The 15,164-nt window shown below is 72.6% G+C and carries 16 protein-coding genes; 8 read left to right on the top strand and 8 right to left on the bottom strand.

The genetic code is table 11. The annotated features are described in order from the left end of the window. Positions 1 to 3: 3 nt before the first annotated feature. A complete protein-coding gene (locus OG746_RS19170; RefSeq protein WP_266716066.1) occupies positions 4 to 756 on the bottom strand; it encodes an anti-sigma factor in 753 nt (250 codons plus the stop codon). Next, positions 753 to 1,337 (bottom strand): sigma-70 family RNA polymerase sigma factor, encoded by a 585-nt coding sequence (locus OG746_RS19175; protein WP_266716068.1) that lies wholly within the window; start codon positions 1,335 to 1,337, stop codon positions 753 to 755. Before OG746_RS19175 ends, OG746_RS19170 begins: the two co-directional genes overlap by 4 nt. Positions 1,338 to 1,561: 224 nt before the next feature. Between OG746_RS19175 and OG746_RS19180 the strand changes: the two genes are divergently transcribed. From OG746_RS19180 to OG746_RS19200, 5 genes are all read left to right on the top strand, one after another. After that, the gene (locus tag OG746_RS19180) at positions 1,562 to 2,017 is read left to right on the top strand and encodes a MarR family winged helix-turn-helix transcriptional regulator (RefSeq protein WP_266716069.1); all 456 of its coding nucleotides are present in this window, start codon (positions 1,562 to 1,564) and stop codon (positions 2,015 to 2,017) included. 77 nt (positions 2,018 to 2,094) lie between these two features. Then, complete coding sequence (locus OG746_RS19185; RefSeq protein WP_524540472.1) at positions 2,095 to 3,414, top strand: MFS transporter; 1,320 nt, start codon at positions 2,095 to 2,097, stop codon at positions 3,412 to 3,414. A 56-nt stretch (positions 3,415 to 3,470) separates the two neighbouring features. Continuing rightward, positions 3,471 to 4,052: a hydrolase gene (locus tag OG746_RS19190; protein ID WP_266716071.1), complete on the top strand. Its 582-nt coding sequence runs from the start codon at positions 3,471 to 3,473 to the stop codon at positions 4,050 to 4,052. Between the two features lie 116 nt (positions 4,053 to 4,168). Further along, a complete protein-coding gene (locus OG746_RS19195; RefSeq protein ID WP_266716073.1) occupies positions 4,169 to 4,903 on the top strand; it encodes an HNH endonuclease family protein in 735 nt (244 codons plus the stop codon). Then, entirely contained in the window at positions 4,900 to 5,196 is a 297-nt protein-coding gene (locus OG746_RS19200; protein WP_266719073.1) for a hypothetical protein, read from the top strand. Before OG746_RS19195 ends, OG746_RS19200 begins: the two co-directional genes overlap by 4 nt. A 44-nt stretch (positions 5,197 to 5,240) precedes the next feature. On the opposite strand, the gene OG746_RS19205 is transcribed toward OG746_RS19200, so the two are convergent. Beyond that, complete coding sequence (locus tag OG746_RS19205; protein WP_266716075.1) at positions 5,241 to 6,200, bottom strand: phosphotriesterase family protein; 960 nt, start codon at positions 6,198 to 6,200, stop codon at positions 5,241 to 5,243. A gap of 172 nt (positions 6,201 to 6,372) precedes the next feature. Next, complete coding sequence (locus OG746_RS19210) at positions 6,373 to 6,666, bottom strand: hypothetical protein (RefSeq protein ID WP_266719075.1); 294 nt, start codon at positions 6,664 to 6,666, stop codon at positions 6,373 to 6,375. Positions 6,667 to 7,286: 620 nt separating this feature from the next. Between OG746_RS19210 and OG746_RS19215 the strand changes: the two genes are divergently transcribed. From OG746_RS19215 to OG746_RS19225, 3 genes are all read left to right on the top strand, one after another. Next, positions 7,287 to 8,777, top strand: coding sequence for an FUSC family protein (locus OG746_RS19215; protein ID WP_266716077.1), 1,491 nt, complete (start codon positions 7,287 to 7,289; stop codon positions 8,775 to 8,777). 315 nt (positions 8,778 to 9,092) lie between these two features. Then, positions 9,093 to 10,415, top strand: a complete 1,323-nt coding sequence (locus OG746_RS19220) for a nitric oxide synthase oxygenase (RefSeq protein ID WP_266716079.1) — start codon at positions 9,093 to 9,095, stop codon at positions 10,413 to 10,415. Positions 10,416 to 10,533: 118 nt separating this feature from the next. After that, positions 10,534 to 11,574, top strand: a complete 1,041-nt coding sequence (locus tag OG746_RS19225) for a lactonase family protein (RefSeq protein WP_266716081.1) — start codon at positions 10,534 to 10,536, stop codon at positions 11,572 to 11,574. On the opposite strand, the gene OG746_RS19230 is transcribed toward OG746_RS19225, so the two are convergent. The 4 genes from OG746_RS19230 to OG746_RS19245 all read right to left on the bottom strand — a co-directional run bounded on the left by OG746_RS19230 (position 11,571) and on the right by OG746_RS19245 (position 15,132). Then, positions 11,571 to 12,221 carry a class I SAM-dependent methyltransferase gene (locus OG746_RS19230; RefSeq protein WP_266716082.1) on the bottom strand — a complete coding sequence of 217 codons (651 nt, stop codon included), beginning with the start codon at positions 12,219 to 12,221 and terminating at the stop codon, positions 11,571 to 11,573. The genes OG746_RS19225 and OG746_RS19230 overlap by 4 nt on opposite strands. Positions 12,222 to 12,413: 192 nt before the next feature. Continuing rightward, positions 12,414 to 13,349: a sirohydrochlorin chelatase gene (locus tag OG746_RS19235; protein WP_266716083.1), complete on the bottom strand. Its 936-nt coding sequence runs from the start codon at positions 13,347 to 13,349 to the stop codon at positions 12,414 to 12,416. Positions 13,350 to 13,489: 140 nt separating this feature from the next. Further along, complete coding sequence (locus tag OG746_RS19240) at positions 13,490 to 14,458, bottom strand: N-acetylglucosamine kinase (RefSeq protein WP_266716085.1); 969 nt, start codon at positions 14,456 to 14,458, stop codon at positions 13,490 to 13,492. Further along, entirely contained in the window at positions 14,455 to 15,132 is a 678-nt protein-coding gene (locus OG746_RS19245) for a uracil-DNA glycosylase (RefSeq protein WP_266716087.1), read from the bottom strand. Before OG746_RS19245 ends, OG746_RS19240 begins: the two co-directional genes overlap by 4 nt. Between the last annotated feature and the right edge of the window lie 32 nt (positions 15,133 to 15,164).

The raw sequence follows: 15,164 nt of genomic DNA on the forward strand, positions 1-15,164 counted from the left end.
TCCTCACGTAGGTAGTGACATCAACGCCAGCGGCTTCGACGTCGGCCGGTCCGAACCACCGGTCGGCTCCACCGTGATGCCCATACCTGTCGAGTCGCCCACCGCGCCGGCCATCAGCACGGTCTGCGACTCGCGCCCCGGGTCCATCAGGCCGGCCGAGCGCATCGTGCCGCCGTCGTCGAACCACAGCTGGTACACCTTGCCGCGCGGCGGCGCCGTCATCCCGGACGCCACGAACACCGCCTTGTCCTGCTGCCCGGAGACCACGACGGTGCCGTTCGCCCCGCCGTCGAGGGACGCGGTGCGCACCTTCGCGTCGGGCGCGGCGAGGACCGCCGCCACCTCGTCCGTGCCCGCCTGCGCGGTGCGCGCCCGCCGCTGCGCGTCCTGCGCCTCCTGGTACTGCCACACCGTCGTACCGCCCAGCGCGACGACGCCGGCGAGGCAGGCGGCCAGCGTCCAGCGCGGAACGCGCCGCGCCCGCCACGACAGCCGGGCCTTCGGGGCGTCCGGGGAGGTGCGCGGCGCCTCTTGGCGGACGGTCGTGATCCGCTGCAGCACCTGGTCCCTGAATCCGGCCGGAGGCACCATCGAGAGGCCCAGGCCGAGCCGGTTGGCCGTGGCGGACAGCTCCGCCACTTCCTGCGCGCAGGACTCGCAGGGGCCGAGATGCCGCTCGAACTCCTCCCGCTCGGCCTCGGTGAGTGCGTGCAGCGCGTACGCGCCCGTCAACGTGTGCAGATCCGCGGCGCTCACGCGCTCACCCCCAGGCAGTCACGGAGCCGGATCAGACCGTCGCGCAGCCGCGTCTTGATGGTCCCCAGCGGCACCGTCAGCAACTCGGCCACTTCGTGGTAGGTCAGACCCCGGTAGTACGCCAACGACACGGACTCACGCTGGAGTTCGGTCAACATGCGCAGACAGCGGCGTACCTGCTCGCGCTCCAGTCGGGCCTCCACCTCCTCGGTCACCTCGTCGAACTCCGGTGTCCTGTCGAGGAGCGCCGCGCGGTGATCGCGGGCCGCGGCGGCCTCCACCGACCGGACCCGGTCGATCGCGCGCCGGTGCGCCAGGGTCAGCACCCAGTTGATCGCGGTGCCGCGGTCGGGCCGGTAGCGCGCGGCCGTCCGCCACACCTCGACGAGCACCTCCTGCGCCACCTCCTCGGACTGCGCGCGGTCGCGCAGCACGCTGCGCACGACGCCGAGGACGGACCCGGCGACGACGTCGTACACCGACGCGAAGGCCTCCTGGTCGCCCCTGGCCACGTCGGCCATGAGTTCTTGCAGATCGGGCCCGGGTGCCGGGCCCGGGCCGATGTGGACGGCTTCCTTCACGTTCAGGTCCTCCAAGGCGCTGTACCGGTACGCGCGTCATCGCGGGTGCAGAGGTAATCCGGAGCCGAACGCCCGACGGATGGGCCGGACTTTCGTACGTCATTACTTTCACGTGGGGGCGGCCCTGCGGATGCGCCGCCACGGCCGGGGTCACGCGACGTACTCGACAGGGAAACTGTGCAGCCAAGGTTGCACAGCCTGGGCTGTCGATCTACCGTGGAGGCATGAACGACGACAGCGCACCGATCGAGGAGCTCGCGGCGCGGGCCACCGACGACGTGTGGGTGATCATCAGCCGGCTCCGCCGCAAGCTGATGGCGCTCGACGTGGACCCCGAGGGCGAGCTCTCGCCCGCCCAGGCGTCCGTGCTCTCCCGGCTCGACAGGTATGGGCCCTCCACCGCCAGCGACCTCGCGGCGATCGAGAACGTGCGGCCGCAGTCCATGGCCAAGCACGTCATCGCCCTGGAGGAGCGCGGCCTCGTCGAGCGCCACGCGGACCCCGAGGACGGGCGTCGCCGCGTGGTCGCGCTCACCGAGGTGGGGCGTGAGCGCCGCCAGGGTGTGCGCAGGGCCCGTCAGGCATGGCTCGCCGGACAGCTCGCCGAGCGCGGCAGCGAGGAGCAGCTGCGCGCCGTGATCACGGCGATGGCGCTGCTCGACGAGGTGACGCAGGCGTGAGCGGCATAGTCGAGCGCGTCCGGAGCGGGCGGAAGCGGGGCGCGGGCGACGGCTTCGACCGGCGCCTCGTCGCGCCGATGATGTTCGGGTCGATCCTGAACCCGATCAACTCCTCGATGCTCGCCGTGGCGCTCGTCCCGATCGGCCACGCCTTCGGCGTCCCGCCGTCCCAGACGGCCTGGCTCGTCTCCGCGCTCTACCTCGCCACGGCCGTCGGCCAGCCCGTCATCGGCCGGCTCGTCGACGCGTTCGGGCCGCGCAGGCTCTATCTGCTCGGCACCGCGCTCGTCGGTGTCGCGGGCCTGCTCGGCGTGCTCGCCCCGAGCTTCTGGGTGCTGATCGTCTCCCGGGTACTGCTCGGCTTCGGCACCTCCGCCGCGTACCCGGCCTCCATGTATCTGCTGCGCACCGAGTCCGAGCGCACCGGCATGAAGAGCCCCAGTGGCATCCTCGCCGCGCTGTCGGTGTCCAACCAGGTCATCGCCGTCATCGGCCCGACCCTGGGCGGCGTACTGATCGGCCTCGGCGGCTGGCACCTCATCTTCGCGATCAATGTGCCGCTGTCGCTCGCCTGTCTGGTGCTCGGCGCGCTGCGGCTGCCGAAGCACGTCAGGGCGGGCCGCGAAGCCGATGCCACCACCTCGGCGGACGTGCCCGGCATGCTGCTGTTCGCCGGATCACTCACCGCGTTCATGCTGTTCCTCACGTCGCCGGGGGTCGCGCACTGGTACCTGCCGGTGATCGGCGCGGTCGCGGGCGCGGTCTTCGCCCGCAGGGAACTGGCCTCCGCCGACCCCTTCATCGACCTGCGCGTGCTGAGCGGCAACACCCCGCTGCTCGCCACGTACGCGCGCCAACTCCTCGCCTACACAACGTCGTACGCGTTCCTGTACGGCTACAGCCAGTGGCTCCAGGACGGCCGCGGCCTCGGCCCCGAACAGGCAGGACTTCTGCTGCTCCCGATGTCCCTGATGGCCATCGGTGTCACCGTCCTCACCGGACGCCGCCCGCAGGTGCGCGGCAAGCTGTTCGTCGGCGGCGTCGCTCAACTCGTCGGAGTAGCCGCCCTGTTGGGGCTGAACTCCGACAGCCCGATCTGGGTCCTCGTCGTCGTCGGCGCCATCTTCGGCATCCCGCAGGGCCTCATCGGCCTCGCCAACCAGAACGCCCTCTACGCCCAGGCCGACCCGGAGCGCACGGGCGCGTCCGCCGGACTGCTGCGCACGTTCACCTACCTCGGCGCGCTGCTCGCCTCCGCCGGGAACGCCGCGTTCTTCAAGACCGGTGCCAACACGGCTGGTCTGCACGACCTGGCCTGGATGCTCGTCGTCGTCTCCGTGCTGCTGCTCCTGGTGACCGCGGCCGACCGGGCGCTGCGCCGGGTCGGCCGGGACTGACACCACCACTCATCTGTCAACGCTGTTCAACACTGCTCGTCCCTAAGGAAGTTCACGTGTCTCTCACCACGCTCGACCCCAAGACCGCCCTCGTCGTCGTCGACCTCCAGAAGGGCCTCATGGGTGTGTCCGGCGCCCCGTACGCCGTGTCCGACGTCGTCGACCGCAGCTCGCGCCTCGCCGATGCCTTCCGCGGGGCGGGGCTCCCTGTGGTCCTGGTCCGGGTCAGCTTCGCCGCCGACGGCTCCGACGCGACGCCCGGCCGCACCGAGACGCCCGGCAGTGGCCGTGCCATGCCCGAGGGCTGGGACGAGATCACCGACGCGCTCGCCGGGCACCCGGAGGACATCACCGTCACCAAGCGGAACTGGTCGGCGTTCTACGGCACCGACCTCGACCTGCACCTGCGCCGCCGCGGCATCACCCAGGTCGTCCTGACCGGAGTCGCCACCAGCATCGGCGTGGAGTCCACGGCCCGCGCCGCCCACGAGCACGGCTATCACGTCACCCTCGCCACCGACGCCATGACCGACCTCGACCCGGAGGGGCACCGCGGCAGCGTCGAGCGGATCTTCCCGCGCCTGGGGGAGACGGGCACGACGGACGAGGTGCTGAAGCTGCTGGCCTCGACTCGCTAGTTCGCACTCCACGGTTGCCTGCGACAGGGCCCGGCCGCGCCTGGTCCCTGACGCTCCGTCGGCCGCATCGTACGCTTCGAGTGTTCGAAGCGGCCGACGGAAGGTAGTTGCGGGGCATGGGGTTTCAGGAACGTACGCGGTTCGGGCGGTTGGGCCGGTCGGCGGTGCCGGCCGCGCTCACGGTGCTGTTGCTCGCGGGGTGCCAGGGGGTCGGCAGCGGATCCGACGACCCGGCGCAGGGCGCCGAACCCTCGACCTCGGCGAGCGCGACCACCGGCGCCCCCGCGCAGGAGGGCACCCTCCCCGGCGTGCCGAGCGCGGACGACGCCCGCGCCGAACTGGCCGAACTGAAGGTGGCACCCCACGGCTCCATGTCCGGCTACAGCCGTGACAAGTTCCCGCACTGGGAGGAGCAGGGCGACAACTGCACCACCCGCGAAGCGGTCCTCAAGCGCGACGGCAAGGACGTGAAGACGGACGACGAGTGCCGCGCGGTCTCCGGGAACTGGGTCAGCATCTACGACGGCGAGAAGTTCACGGACTCCGGGGACCTCGACATCGACCACACCGTGCCGCTCGCCAACGCCTGGCGCTCCGGCGCCGACCAGTGGACGCAGGAGCAGCGCAAGACGTTCGCCAACGACCTGAAGCACCCCCAACTCCTGTCGGTGTCCGCCCACTCGAACCGCTCCAAGGGCGACCAGGGGCCCGACGAGTGGCAGCCGGACGCCAAGGACTACTGGTGCACGTACGCCCGCTCCTGGGTGTCGGTGAAGTCGACGTACGAACTGACGGTCACCGACGCCGAGAAGGCCGAGCTGACCACGATGCTGGGCACGTGTTCCGCATGAGCGGGGACGACATGAGCGGGGACGAGAAGAAGGCCGAGACCCTCACCGGCGAGGTGCACGCGGGCCCCGGCGGCGCCATGACCGACGAGGTCGGCGTGGTCACCGGGGACCTCACCGTCGCCACCGTCCGGGAGGCCGGGGACCGGGCCCGGATCGCCGTCCAGTACACCGGCGCCGACGAGTGGTACACCCTCACCGGCAGCCCCGCGACGGTGCCGCCCGGCGGACTGGCCGCCCTCCACGCGGAGGTGCTGCGCAGCGTGGAGCGCGGGGGAGGCGCGGTCAGCCCCTGAGGCGCTGGGTCCTGATGACAGGCCCCACAGCCTGTCGACAGGACCTAACTCTCGAAGTGGCGCCGCGGGTTGGCCCGCAGGATCGTGTCGATGTCGTCCTTGGACACACCCTTGTCGGCGAGGGCGGGCAGTACGTCCTCGCTGATGTGCCGGTAGTTCCAGTGCGGGGCGACCTCGGCGCGGTCGATGTCGCCGAACCAGTCGATGAGACACGCGGCGTCGTGCGAGATCGTGATCCGGTCGGTGTAGCCGCGGCGCACCAGCTCCACGATGGTGTCGACGCGCTGTTCGGTGGTCAGTGGTGTGTCGAGCCCGAACCGGTCCATGCCGAGGTACGAGCCGGCGTCGGCGAGCCGCATCAGGTGGTCCAGGTCAGCGGTGTCCCCGGAGTGGCCGATCACGACACGCGTGAGGTCGACGCCCTCCTCGGCGAGCACGCGCTGCGCGACGAGCCCCGACTCCGATGCCGGGTGGGTGTGCACGGTGATCGGCGCCCCGGTGCGTACGGACGCCTGACCGACCGCCCGCATGGCCCGCTCGACGCCTGGGGTGAGGCCCTGTTCCTCAATGGCGCACTTGAGGAACGCGGCCCGCACACCGGTGTCCGCGATGCCCTCGGTCAGATCCTTCACGAACAGGTCGATGAGCGGATCGGGGCCGCCGAACAGGGTGCCGGGACCGTTGTAGTGGAACTGGAACGGCAGGTCGTTGTACGTGTAGAGACCGGTCGCGGGGACGATGTTGAGGTCCGTGCGCGCGGCGATCTTCTGGATGCGGGGGATGTACCGGCCGAGACCGAGCACCGTCGGGTCGAGGATCGTGTCGATGCCGAGGCCCTTGAGCTCGTTCAGCTGGGCGACGGCGTCGTCGACGACGGCCTGCTCGTCCCACTCCGCGTAGTTCTGCCGGAACTCCTCGCCGACGATGACGACGTGTTCATGGACGAGTACGTTCCCGAGTTCGCTGGAGTCGATCGGACCGCGGACCGTCCAGACCTGCGTCATCGGCGCGCCTCTCGATGTGGACGTCGGAGTTGACGTCGGATTCAAGGTGAGCCGAGCGTCCCGCCGGGTGCCCGCGGGCGTCAAGGTGTGCGACGGGTGTGATCGGAAGAAGGCCCGTCGGCGGAGTCTCCAGGGCGTTGGGGGCCGCCCCGAAGTCCGGCCGACGAGCGACTCACAGGCGGCGGATCCAGGCGGCGGCGCCGTGGCCCACCACGAGATAGATCACCGCGGGCAGTGCGTTGTTGAAGAAGACGCGCAGCCCCTCGGTGTCCATGGTGAAGATGTCCTGCGACCAGCCGGCGAGCCAGTCGGCCATGCCGTGCACGAAGTCGACGAACACGTTCGACTGGTTCGCGTCGAGCAGGTACAGCAGGATCCAGAGGCCGAGGAAGACCGCGGCGATGTCGGCCAGGGTGTGCACGATCAGGGCGAAGCGGTCCGCGCCACGGCCGCTGCGGTTGCGCACCGGGCGGCCGGACGGGGTGAACCCGGAGTTCTGGCCGTAGCCGGTGTGGGGGACGGGCTGGTACGGCACGTCCGGGTCCTGGCGGTAGGCGGGCGGCGGGGGACCGTCGTACGGGGGGCGTTGGCCACCGTCGTACGGGGCGCGGGGACCACCGTCGTACGGGGCGCCGGGGCCGCCGTCGTACGGAGTACCGGGGCCGCCGTGTATCGGGGCGGTGTCTCCGCCTTGTGCGGGATAAGGGCCCCTATGGGGAGGCCTGTTCGGGCTGGAACCGTATGGGGCATTGTTCGGAATGCCGTCGCTGGGGTGAGTCACGGGCGGCATGTTGCCCGTCCCGAGCGGCCGAAACCCGCTTCACCGTCACTCCACAGACACCGCGCATCACGGACGTCCTGTCGAGAGAAAGTCGCGTCGGTGGCCCGGCTGGACAGATGGTCCGGTGGGGCGACGGGGCGGAAGCCGGGGACTGGGCCAATGGCCCAGCGATTCCGGGCTCTGTTGAACCACGGGCCCCACAGGTGCTGAGATGGGCCTGTCGATGGCGCTGCGGACCCGGGAGGGTCTCCGCGGCGCCTTTTCCATGTCAGGAGACGGACGCGGTACGGAAGGGGCGGGGCACGTTGCTGAAGAGGGCGTTCGTGGCGGCGGATCCGGGGCGGATACGGCTGCGGTTCGCGACGCGGGCCGTGCTGGGGATCGGGCTCGCCGTCGCACTGTGCGGCGCGGTCGGGCAGTCGCTGACCGGTGCGATCACGGGCGGCCTCGCCGCGCTGCTCGCGCTGTTCACGGTGACCGACGCGACGGTGCGCGGGCAGGCCGTCACGACGGCGCTGCTGCCGGCCGTCGGGCTGCCGGTGCTCGCGCTCGCCGCGGCCCTGCACGACATCCCCCTCGCGCGCGATCTCGCCTTCCTGGCCGTCGTGGGAGCGGGCGTGTACGCGCGGCGGTGGGGGCCGCGCGGGCACTCGCTCGGGGTCTTCGCGTTCATGACCTTCTTCGCCTCCCAGTTCCTGCACACCGTGCCGCGGCAACTGCCCGAGCTGTACGTCGCCGTGCTGCTGTCGCTCGGCGCGGCGGCGGTCGTCCGGTTCGGGGTGTGGTGCTACGAGCGGCGGCTCCCGGCGCCCGTCGGCGTGCCCGCGCCGACCGGGGGCACGGGGCTCGCGCGGATCACGACGCGGCAGGCCGTGCAGGCGACCGTGGGGGCGGGATTCGCGCTCGGCATCGGGCAGCTGCTCTCGGACCAGCGGTGGTACTGGGCCGTGGGCGCGACGTGGTGGGTGTTCGTGGCGACGACGTCGCGCGGCGAGACGGTGGTGCGGGGCTTCAGGCGGTCCCTGGGGACGGTGCTCGGCATCGGGCTCGGGTTCCTGGTCGCCGTCCCGCTGCACGACCACGCGGTGGCCGCCGCCGTGATCGTCGCGGTCAGCGTCTTCGGGATCTTCTACACCGCGCACGTCTCGTACACCTGGATGATGCTCGCGGTCACGGTGATGGCGAGCATGCTGTACGGGCTCCTCGGCGTGCTCCACCCGGCGCTGCTGGCCCTCCGGGTGGGGGAGACGGCGGTCGGTTCGCTCGGCGCCGCGCTCGCGGTGCTGCTCCTGCTGCCCGTGACCACGCACTCCGTGACCGAGGCATGGGTCGAGCGGGCGCTGCGGTGTGTGCACGCGTGCGCGGCCGAGACGGCGGCGCGGCTGAGCGGCGACGCGAGCGCCGATCCGGCGCCGCGCGTCGCGGAACTGGAGCACATCCTCGGGCGGGTACGGCTGTCGTTGTCGCCGCTCGTGCATCCGCTGAGCCCCGTGAAGGCCCGGAAGGGCCGGGCCCGGCAGGTGCTCACGCTGCTCGACGACTGTGCGCGCGAGGTGCGGGGGCTGGCGTCCGTCGCCGCGGACCCGGAGGCCTCCCACGACGCGCGGCTCGCAGCGGCGTGCCAGCGGGTGGAGGCGGCGGTCGAGGCGCTCACGGCTCCCGCGCCGTACGCTCGCGCGGCGGTTGCGGTTCCGCAGGTCGCGGAGGCGGGGCATCCGGTCCTGGCCCACCTGCACGCGCTCGAGCGCGCGCTGGTGGAGCTGGCGGTACCGCTGCGCGGGGCTCGGGAGGCGTAGGGCCTGTCGTTTGGATCAGGCCGGGCGCGCAGTCGGCCGCGCGCGCCCCGGGCGCAGTTCCATGCGCTCCCCGCGCCTCCGTAACCGGGCGCCGACCGGGGTCGGCTTGTGGTTGTCTCGCAGCGGCGTGGACACCGCCGCATCGTTTGAGGCACGTGTCCGGGGCACATACAGGGTGGATCAGTTCGCCCGACGGGTAGACCCCGCGCCATCGAATCCAGGGCGCACGTCCGTGCGGGAGCGGGTCGCGCGCCGATGACCAGTCGCTGGGGGTGCACCATGCGTAGCAACCTGCGCCGGAACGGAACACGAGCCGTGGAGGACGTGACGAACGCGAGGAGCGCGACGGACCCGGCGGACGCCGCCGGCTGGCTGGCCCTCGCCCCGAACCGGCACACCGGCCCCCGCGCCCCCGAACCACCCCGCCACGACCGCTGCCCGGTCACCGCCGATGGCACCCGCCCCAGGCCCGCCACCCCCACCCCACGCGGCACCGGCGAAGTCGCACACGCCGCGGCCGCGTTCGTCCGCCAGCACCACGCGGAGCAGGGGCTCGGCGACCCGGCCGCCCGCCTCGCCGAGGTCGACGCGGAGCTCGCGGCCACGGGCACGTACACGCACACCCCGCAGGAACTCGTCTTCGGCGCCCGCGTCGCCTGGCGCAACGCCAACCGCTGCATAGGCCGCCTCTACTGGCAGTCCCTGCGCGTACGCGACCTGCGGCACCTCACCGCCGCCGAGGACATCGCCGAGGCCTGCGCCGACCATCTGCGCGAGGCGGCCCCCGGCGGCCGCATCCGCCCGCTCATCACGGTCTTCGCCCCCGACCGGCCGGACCACTCCGGCCCCCGTATCTGGAACGAACAACTCATCCGCTACGCCGGCTACGTCCAGCGCGACGGCCATGTGGTCGGGGACCCGCGCGGCACCGGACTCACGGCGTACGCCCGCCGCCTGGGCTGGCGCGGCGGCGCCGGCAGCCCCTTCGACGTACTGCCGCTGCTCGTCCAGGCGGACCCGCGCCGACCGCCCCGCTGCTTCGACCTCCCCTCCGACGCGATCCTCGAAGTCCCGTTGCGGCACCCGGAGTTCGACTGGTGGTCCGATCTCGGCCTGCGCTGGCACGCGGTTCCCGCGCTCGCCAACATGTGCCTGGAGATCGGCGGCGTCTGCTACGGCGCGGCCCCCTTCAACGGCTGGTACATGGGCACGGAGATAGGCGCCCGCAACCTCGCCGACACCGACCGTTACAACCTGCTGCCCTACCTCGCCGAGTGCCTCGGCCTCGACACCTCCAGCGACCGGTCCCTCTGGAAGGACCGCGCCCTCGTCGAGCTGAACCGCTCCGTCCTGCACTCCTTCGACAGCGCGGGCGTCACCATGGCCGACCACCACACCGAGTCCCGGCGCTTCCTCACCCACGTCGCCCGCGAGGAGTCCCGCGGCCGCGCCGTCGGCGCCGACTGGTCCTGGATCGTCCCGCCGCTCTCCGGCTCGACGACCCCGGTCTTCCACCGCACGTACGACGACGCACCGGCCACCCCCGCCTACGTCCACCACCCCGACGCCCACCCCCGCGCCCGCGGCGAGGAGCCGGCCACGCAACGCCCCACGAGGCCCTGGCGGGACCTGCTCTGACCCAGGGCCTGCCGTTCGGATCAGGCCGGGCTCGCGGGGCCGGTCCAAACGACAGGCCCTGGCCCGCTGCTACCGTCGGCGGCGCGGGCGCCGGGTCCGCACGCCGAAAGGGGACGCAGTGACCGGGAGCCAGGCAGAGCGGGCGTACATCGGATCGTTCACGGCGGCCGGCGGGCGCGGCATCGTGACCGCGGCGCTCGACCCCAAGGACGGCTCGCTCACGCTCCTCGACGCCACGGACGAGCTGCCCGACCCCTCGTACCTGACGGTCTCCGGCGGCCTGCTGTACGCGGTGAGCGAGACGGCCGACGGGGCGGTGGCCGCGTTCCGCACGGACTCGGCGCCGCTGACGCCCGCCGCGCCGCCGGTGCCGGTGGGCGGCGAGAGCCCCACCCATCTGTCCGTCTGGGACGGTCAGGTCCTGACCGCCAACTACGGTTCCGGCAGCGTCAGTTCGGTCCCGCTGCGCGCCGACGGAATCCCGGCCGGGGGCGCGGCCGAGGTGCACCGCCACACCGGTTCGGGCCCGCACCCGCAGCGCCAGCAGTCCCCGCACGCCCACCAGATCCGGCCGGACCCCACCGGCGCCTGGGCCCTCGCGGTCGACCTGGGCACGGACTCGGTCCGTACGTACGCGAAGAACCCCGAAGGAAGCGGCCTCCTGCCGCACCAGGAGACGGCCCTGCGCCCCGGCTCGGGCCCCCGCCACCTGGCCTTCCACCCGTCGGGCGACTACGTGTACGTCCTCAACGAACTCGCCCCCACGCTGACGGTCTGCGCGTGGAACGCCGCGGACGGCGCCCTCAAGCCGCTCACGGAGACCCCGGTTCTGACGGGCGCACCGGCCGGCGACGCGTACCCCTCGGCGCTCGTCGTCGCCCCCGACGGCCGCTTCCTGTGGACGGCGACGCGCGGCGCCGACCTGCTCTCCCTCTTCGCCCTCGACCCGACCGGCGAGCGGCCGACCCTCCACGGCACCGTCCCCTGCGGCGGCAACTGGCCCCGCGACCTGGCCCTCGACCCCTCCGGCCGCTTCCTCTACGCCGCGAACGAGCGCTCCGGCGACGTCACGTGGTTCACGGTCGACCGGGAGTCCGGGGTCCCGGTGCGGGGCGGCAGCGCGCCGGTGCCGGCGGCGTCCTGCGTGGTGTTCGGCTAGACCGCCGGCTCTGCCACACCCACGAGGTAGTTCCGCGCCGCAGGGCGTACGTCCGCCGCCCAGCCGAGGGAGGCCAGGTCACCGGTCAGTGCCTCGGCCTCGTGGAAGACCTTCACGATGCGGTACCGGCTGCCGTCGTCGAGCTCGCGCACCGCGGCCGGGGCGGACTCGTCCGTCAGCAGTTCCTCGTCCGCGGCCATGGACGGGCCGTCGTCGACGAAGACCACTTTGCCGCCGGGAGCGAGGGAGGCGGCGACCGAGCTCCAGAACCCCGGCATCCGGGCCGGCGGCACGTGCGACAGCCAGAATCCGAAGAACACGGTGTCGTAGCGCCGCGACGGCCGCCAGTCGAACAGATCGGCCTGCTCGAAGCGGACGTTGGGCGCGGACACCCGCTCCCGTGCGATCGCGAGCACTTCCTCCGACGCGTCGACGGCGGTCACGGACGTGACCCGCGGCGCGAACCGCGCGGTCCACTGCCCGGTCCCACAGGCCAGCTCCAGCACGTCCCCGCGCACGGGCCACTCCGCGCTGCCCCGCAACAACTCCTGCAAGTCCGCCCGCTGCGCATAGGGCCGGTCGTACTCGGGCGCCCGCGCCCGGTAGTAGGCCAGCTGTTCCGTCACCAAGGCGTCATCGAGGGTCATCCCCCGACCGTAACGGCCAACGATCACCCTCGTCAGGCATTCAACCGCCAAGCCCGTCAGGCGTTCAACCGCCAAGTCCGACCGGCGATTCGACCATCAAGCCCGTCCGGTCAATCAATCCAGCCCGTCCGGCGATTGAGGACAAAAAAACGGGGTCCGGGACATCGTCCCGGACCCCGAACCCCCAACGGCTCAGCTGCCAGAGGCAACCGGCTGAGGGGTAATTCCCAACGCCGTCGCGTACTTCGCGAGCGCGAGCTTCCCCATCGCCGGATACGCCCCCAGCGGCTCCGCGACAGCACACCCCGCATCCTTGGCGGCAGCCTCAAGTACGGACGGGTCGAGCTCGGGACCGACGAGGTACGGCGCGAGCGCCAGCTGCTGCGAACCGGAACCCCGCAGCTGCTCGGCCGTGGCGGCAACCGCCCCCTCCTCGTCGAGCGCCGCCGCCATCACCGGCACGGCGAGCCGCGCGGCGAGCAGCATGCCGGTGATCCCCGCGGCCTGGACCGCCTCCTCGCCGCCTATGGACGCGAGGATGATCCCGTCCGCCGCCGTGGTCACGGCGAAGAGGCGGGCGCGGTCGGCGCGGGCCAGGCCGGCCTCCGAGAGCCGCACGTGCAGGGCCTCCGCGAGCAGCGGGTGCGGGCCGAGCACATCGGTCAGCTCCGCGGCGACGCGGCTTTCGGCGATGGCCTGCCGGATCTGCCGCAGCTGGGCGTTGTCCGGTCCTGCGAGCAGCGGCACGACGACGCCGACCGGCCCGGCCGGCTCCTGCGCCTCGACACCGGCCGCGAGCGCCTGCTCGTAGCGGGCGGTGCGCTCCTTCGCGGCGTGCGCGAGCACGGACGCCAGCGAGGGGAACTCGGCAGAGATCGGGAAGTCGGTGAGCTCACCCTCCACGAAGCCGACCCGCGCGTCCAGACCGGGCAGCTCGGACCGGGCGATGCTCACCACCTCGTCGGCGAGCATGCGCGTGGCGGCGCTGGGCGTGCCGGGCACCGCGAGCACAAGAGACGGCGCGCCCTCGGGGGCGGCCACGGGTTCCGGGCGACGGTGGCGTCCGGGCTGTCGGGGTCGCGGCATTCGTACGGGCAGGCCGGATGCGGGCCCAGTGGGGGTGCTCATGGCGCCGCATGCTACTGGCTCGACCGGCTTCGTTGTTCGGTCAGGGTGCACATGAGCGGTTTCCGTCCGAGATTGTCCTTTCAGTTACGAATCCTGCAAGTGTCCTGGTCCGGAGGGGTGTGCGGGATATTCGAAGTGAATTACGGCACATGAAGCAGGCGTCGGTCGAGCGGCAGCCGGAGTCCGTCCGCTGCGAGCGCGGCAGCGATCACGAGGGACCCGTGCAGGGGGTCGCCGGTGGCGGGCACGACCGTGGCCTGCGGAAGCTGCTCGGTCAGCTCCTCCCGCAGCGGGCCGAGCAGCGGCTCGCCCAGCTTGAAAAGGCCACCGGTCAGGGCGACCTCGCCGCCGTCGGCCGGACAGACCGCCGCGGCCGCCTCGGCGATGTGCGCGGCGGCCCGACGCAGGATGTCCGCGGCCGCCGGGTCGTCGAGGGCGCAGCGCGCCACGTCGGGGGCGAACGCGGCGAGCGCCGCCGGGCGGTCGGTGCGCGGGTAGATGCGGCCCGGCAGTTCAATGGCGGGCCCGAAGTGTTCCTCGGCGAGCGCGAGCAGCGCCTTGCTTCCGCCGCGCCGCCCGTCGAAGGCGCGCATCGCGGCGTCGAGCCCGGCCTGTCCGATCCACGCGCCGCCGCCGCAGTCGCCGAGCAGATGTCCCCACCCGTCGGCCCGCCGCCAGCCCGCGAGGTCGGTGCCGAGCGCGATCATCCCGGTGCCCGCGGCGACGACCGCCCCGCGCCGCTGCCCGAGCGCACCCGCGTACGCGGTGACCCCGTCGGCGGCCAACGCGAGCCGCCCGACGCCCAGTTCACGCGCGAGTGCCCCCGGCAACTCGGCCCGGAGCCCGTCGCCGAGCGTCGCCATCCCGGCTGCCCCCAACGCGACGGCAGACACCGTGACTTCCCCGACACGATCCAGCAACTCCCGCGCCATCGGCACGAGTTGTTCCACCATTTGCCCGGGGTCGATGCCGGAGCCCGACGTACGTACAGGTACGGACGAAGTGTTCGTCAGCGCGCGCCCGATGTCGTCGACGGGCGCGAGCGCGGCCCGGAGTCCCGAGCCGCCGGAGTCCACCCCGAGCACCCACTCGGCCGGGCCCTCGGTCACGGCAGCCGCCAGTCGACGGGCTGCGAGCCCTGGCGTTCGAGAAGGTCGTTGGCCCGGCTGAACGGGCGGGAGCCGAAGAAGCCGCGATCCGCCGACATGGGGGAGGGGTGCGAGGACTCGACCGCCGGATAGTCGCTGAGCAGCGGCCGCAGATTGCGCGCGTCACGGCCCCACAGGATCGACACGAGCGGCGTCCCGCGCGCGGCGAGGGCGCGGATCGCCTGCTCGGTGACCTGCTCCCAGCCCTTGTCGCGGTGCGAGGCCGGACGGCGCGGGGCCACCGTGAGCGCCCTGTTGAGGAGCAGCACGCCCTGCTGCGTCCACGGGGTCAGGTCCCCGTTCGACGGCTCCGGCAGCCCGAGGTCCGCGTTCATCTCGCGGTAGATGTTGATGAGGCTGGGCGGCAGGGGGCGTACGTCAGGAGCAACCGAGAAGGACAAACCAACGGCGTGCCCCGGCGTCGGGTAGGGATCCTGCCCGACGATCAGCACCCGCACGTCGTCGAACGGCTGCTGGAAGGCGCGCAGCACGTTGGCGCCCGCCGGGAGGTAGGTGCGCCCGGCGCCGATCTCCGCGCGGAGGAATTCCCCCATCGCGGAGATCTGCCCGGCCACGGGCTCGAGGGCCTTCGCCCAGCCCGCTTCGACGATTTCATGCAGAGGTCGTGGTGCCACGGGCGTCACCCTACTGCCGCCCCGGCACCTCA

The sequence above is a fragment of the Streptomyces sp. NBC_01016 genome, assembly GCF_026341035.1.
Classification (GTDB): domain Bacteria; phylum Actinomycetota; class Actinomycetes; order Streptomycetales; family Streptomycetaceae; genus Streptomyces.

Excerpts from the sequence above, each read along its gene's own strand:
- OG746_RS19230 (WP_266716082.1), bottom strand. The coding sequence starts at position 12,221 with ATGACCCTCGATGACGCCTTGGTGACGGAACAGCTGGCCTACTACCGG.
- OG746_RS19235 (WP_266716083.1), bottom strand. The coding sequence starts at position 13,349 with ATGAGCACCCCCACTGGGCCCGCATCCGGCCTGCCCGTACGAATGCCG.
- OG746_RS19195 (WP_266716073.1), top strand. The coding sequence starts at position 4,169 with ATGGGGTTTCAGGAACGTACGCGGTTCGGGCGGTTGGGCCGGTCGGCG.
- OG746_RS19185 (WP_524540472.1), top strand. The coding sequence starts at position 2,095 with ATGATGTTCGGGTCGATCCTGAACCCGATCAACTCCTCGATGCTCGCC.
- OG746_RS19205 (WP_266716075.1), bottom strand. The coding sequence starts at position 6,200 with ATGACGCAGGTCTGGACGGTCCGCGGTCCGATCGACTCCAGCGAACTC.
- OG746_RS19180 (WP_266716069.1), top strand. The coding sequence starts at position 1,562 with ATGAACGACGACAGCGCACCGATCGAGGAGCTCGCGGCGCGGGCCACC.
- OG746_RS19200 (WP_266719073.1), top strand. The coding sequence starts at position 4,900 with ATGAGCGGGGACGACATGAGCGGGGACGAGAAGAAGGCCGAGACCCTC.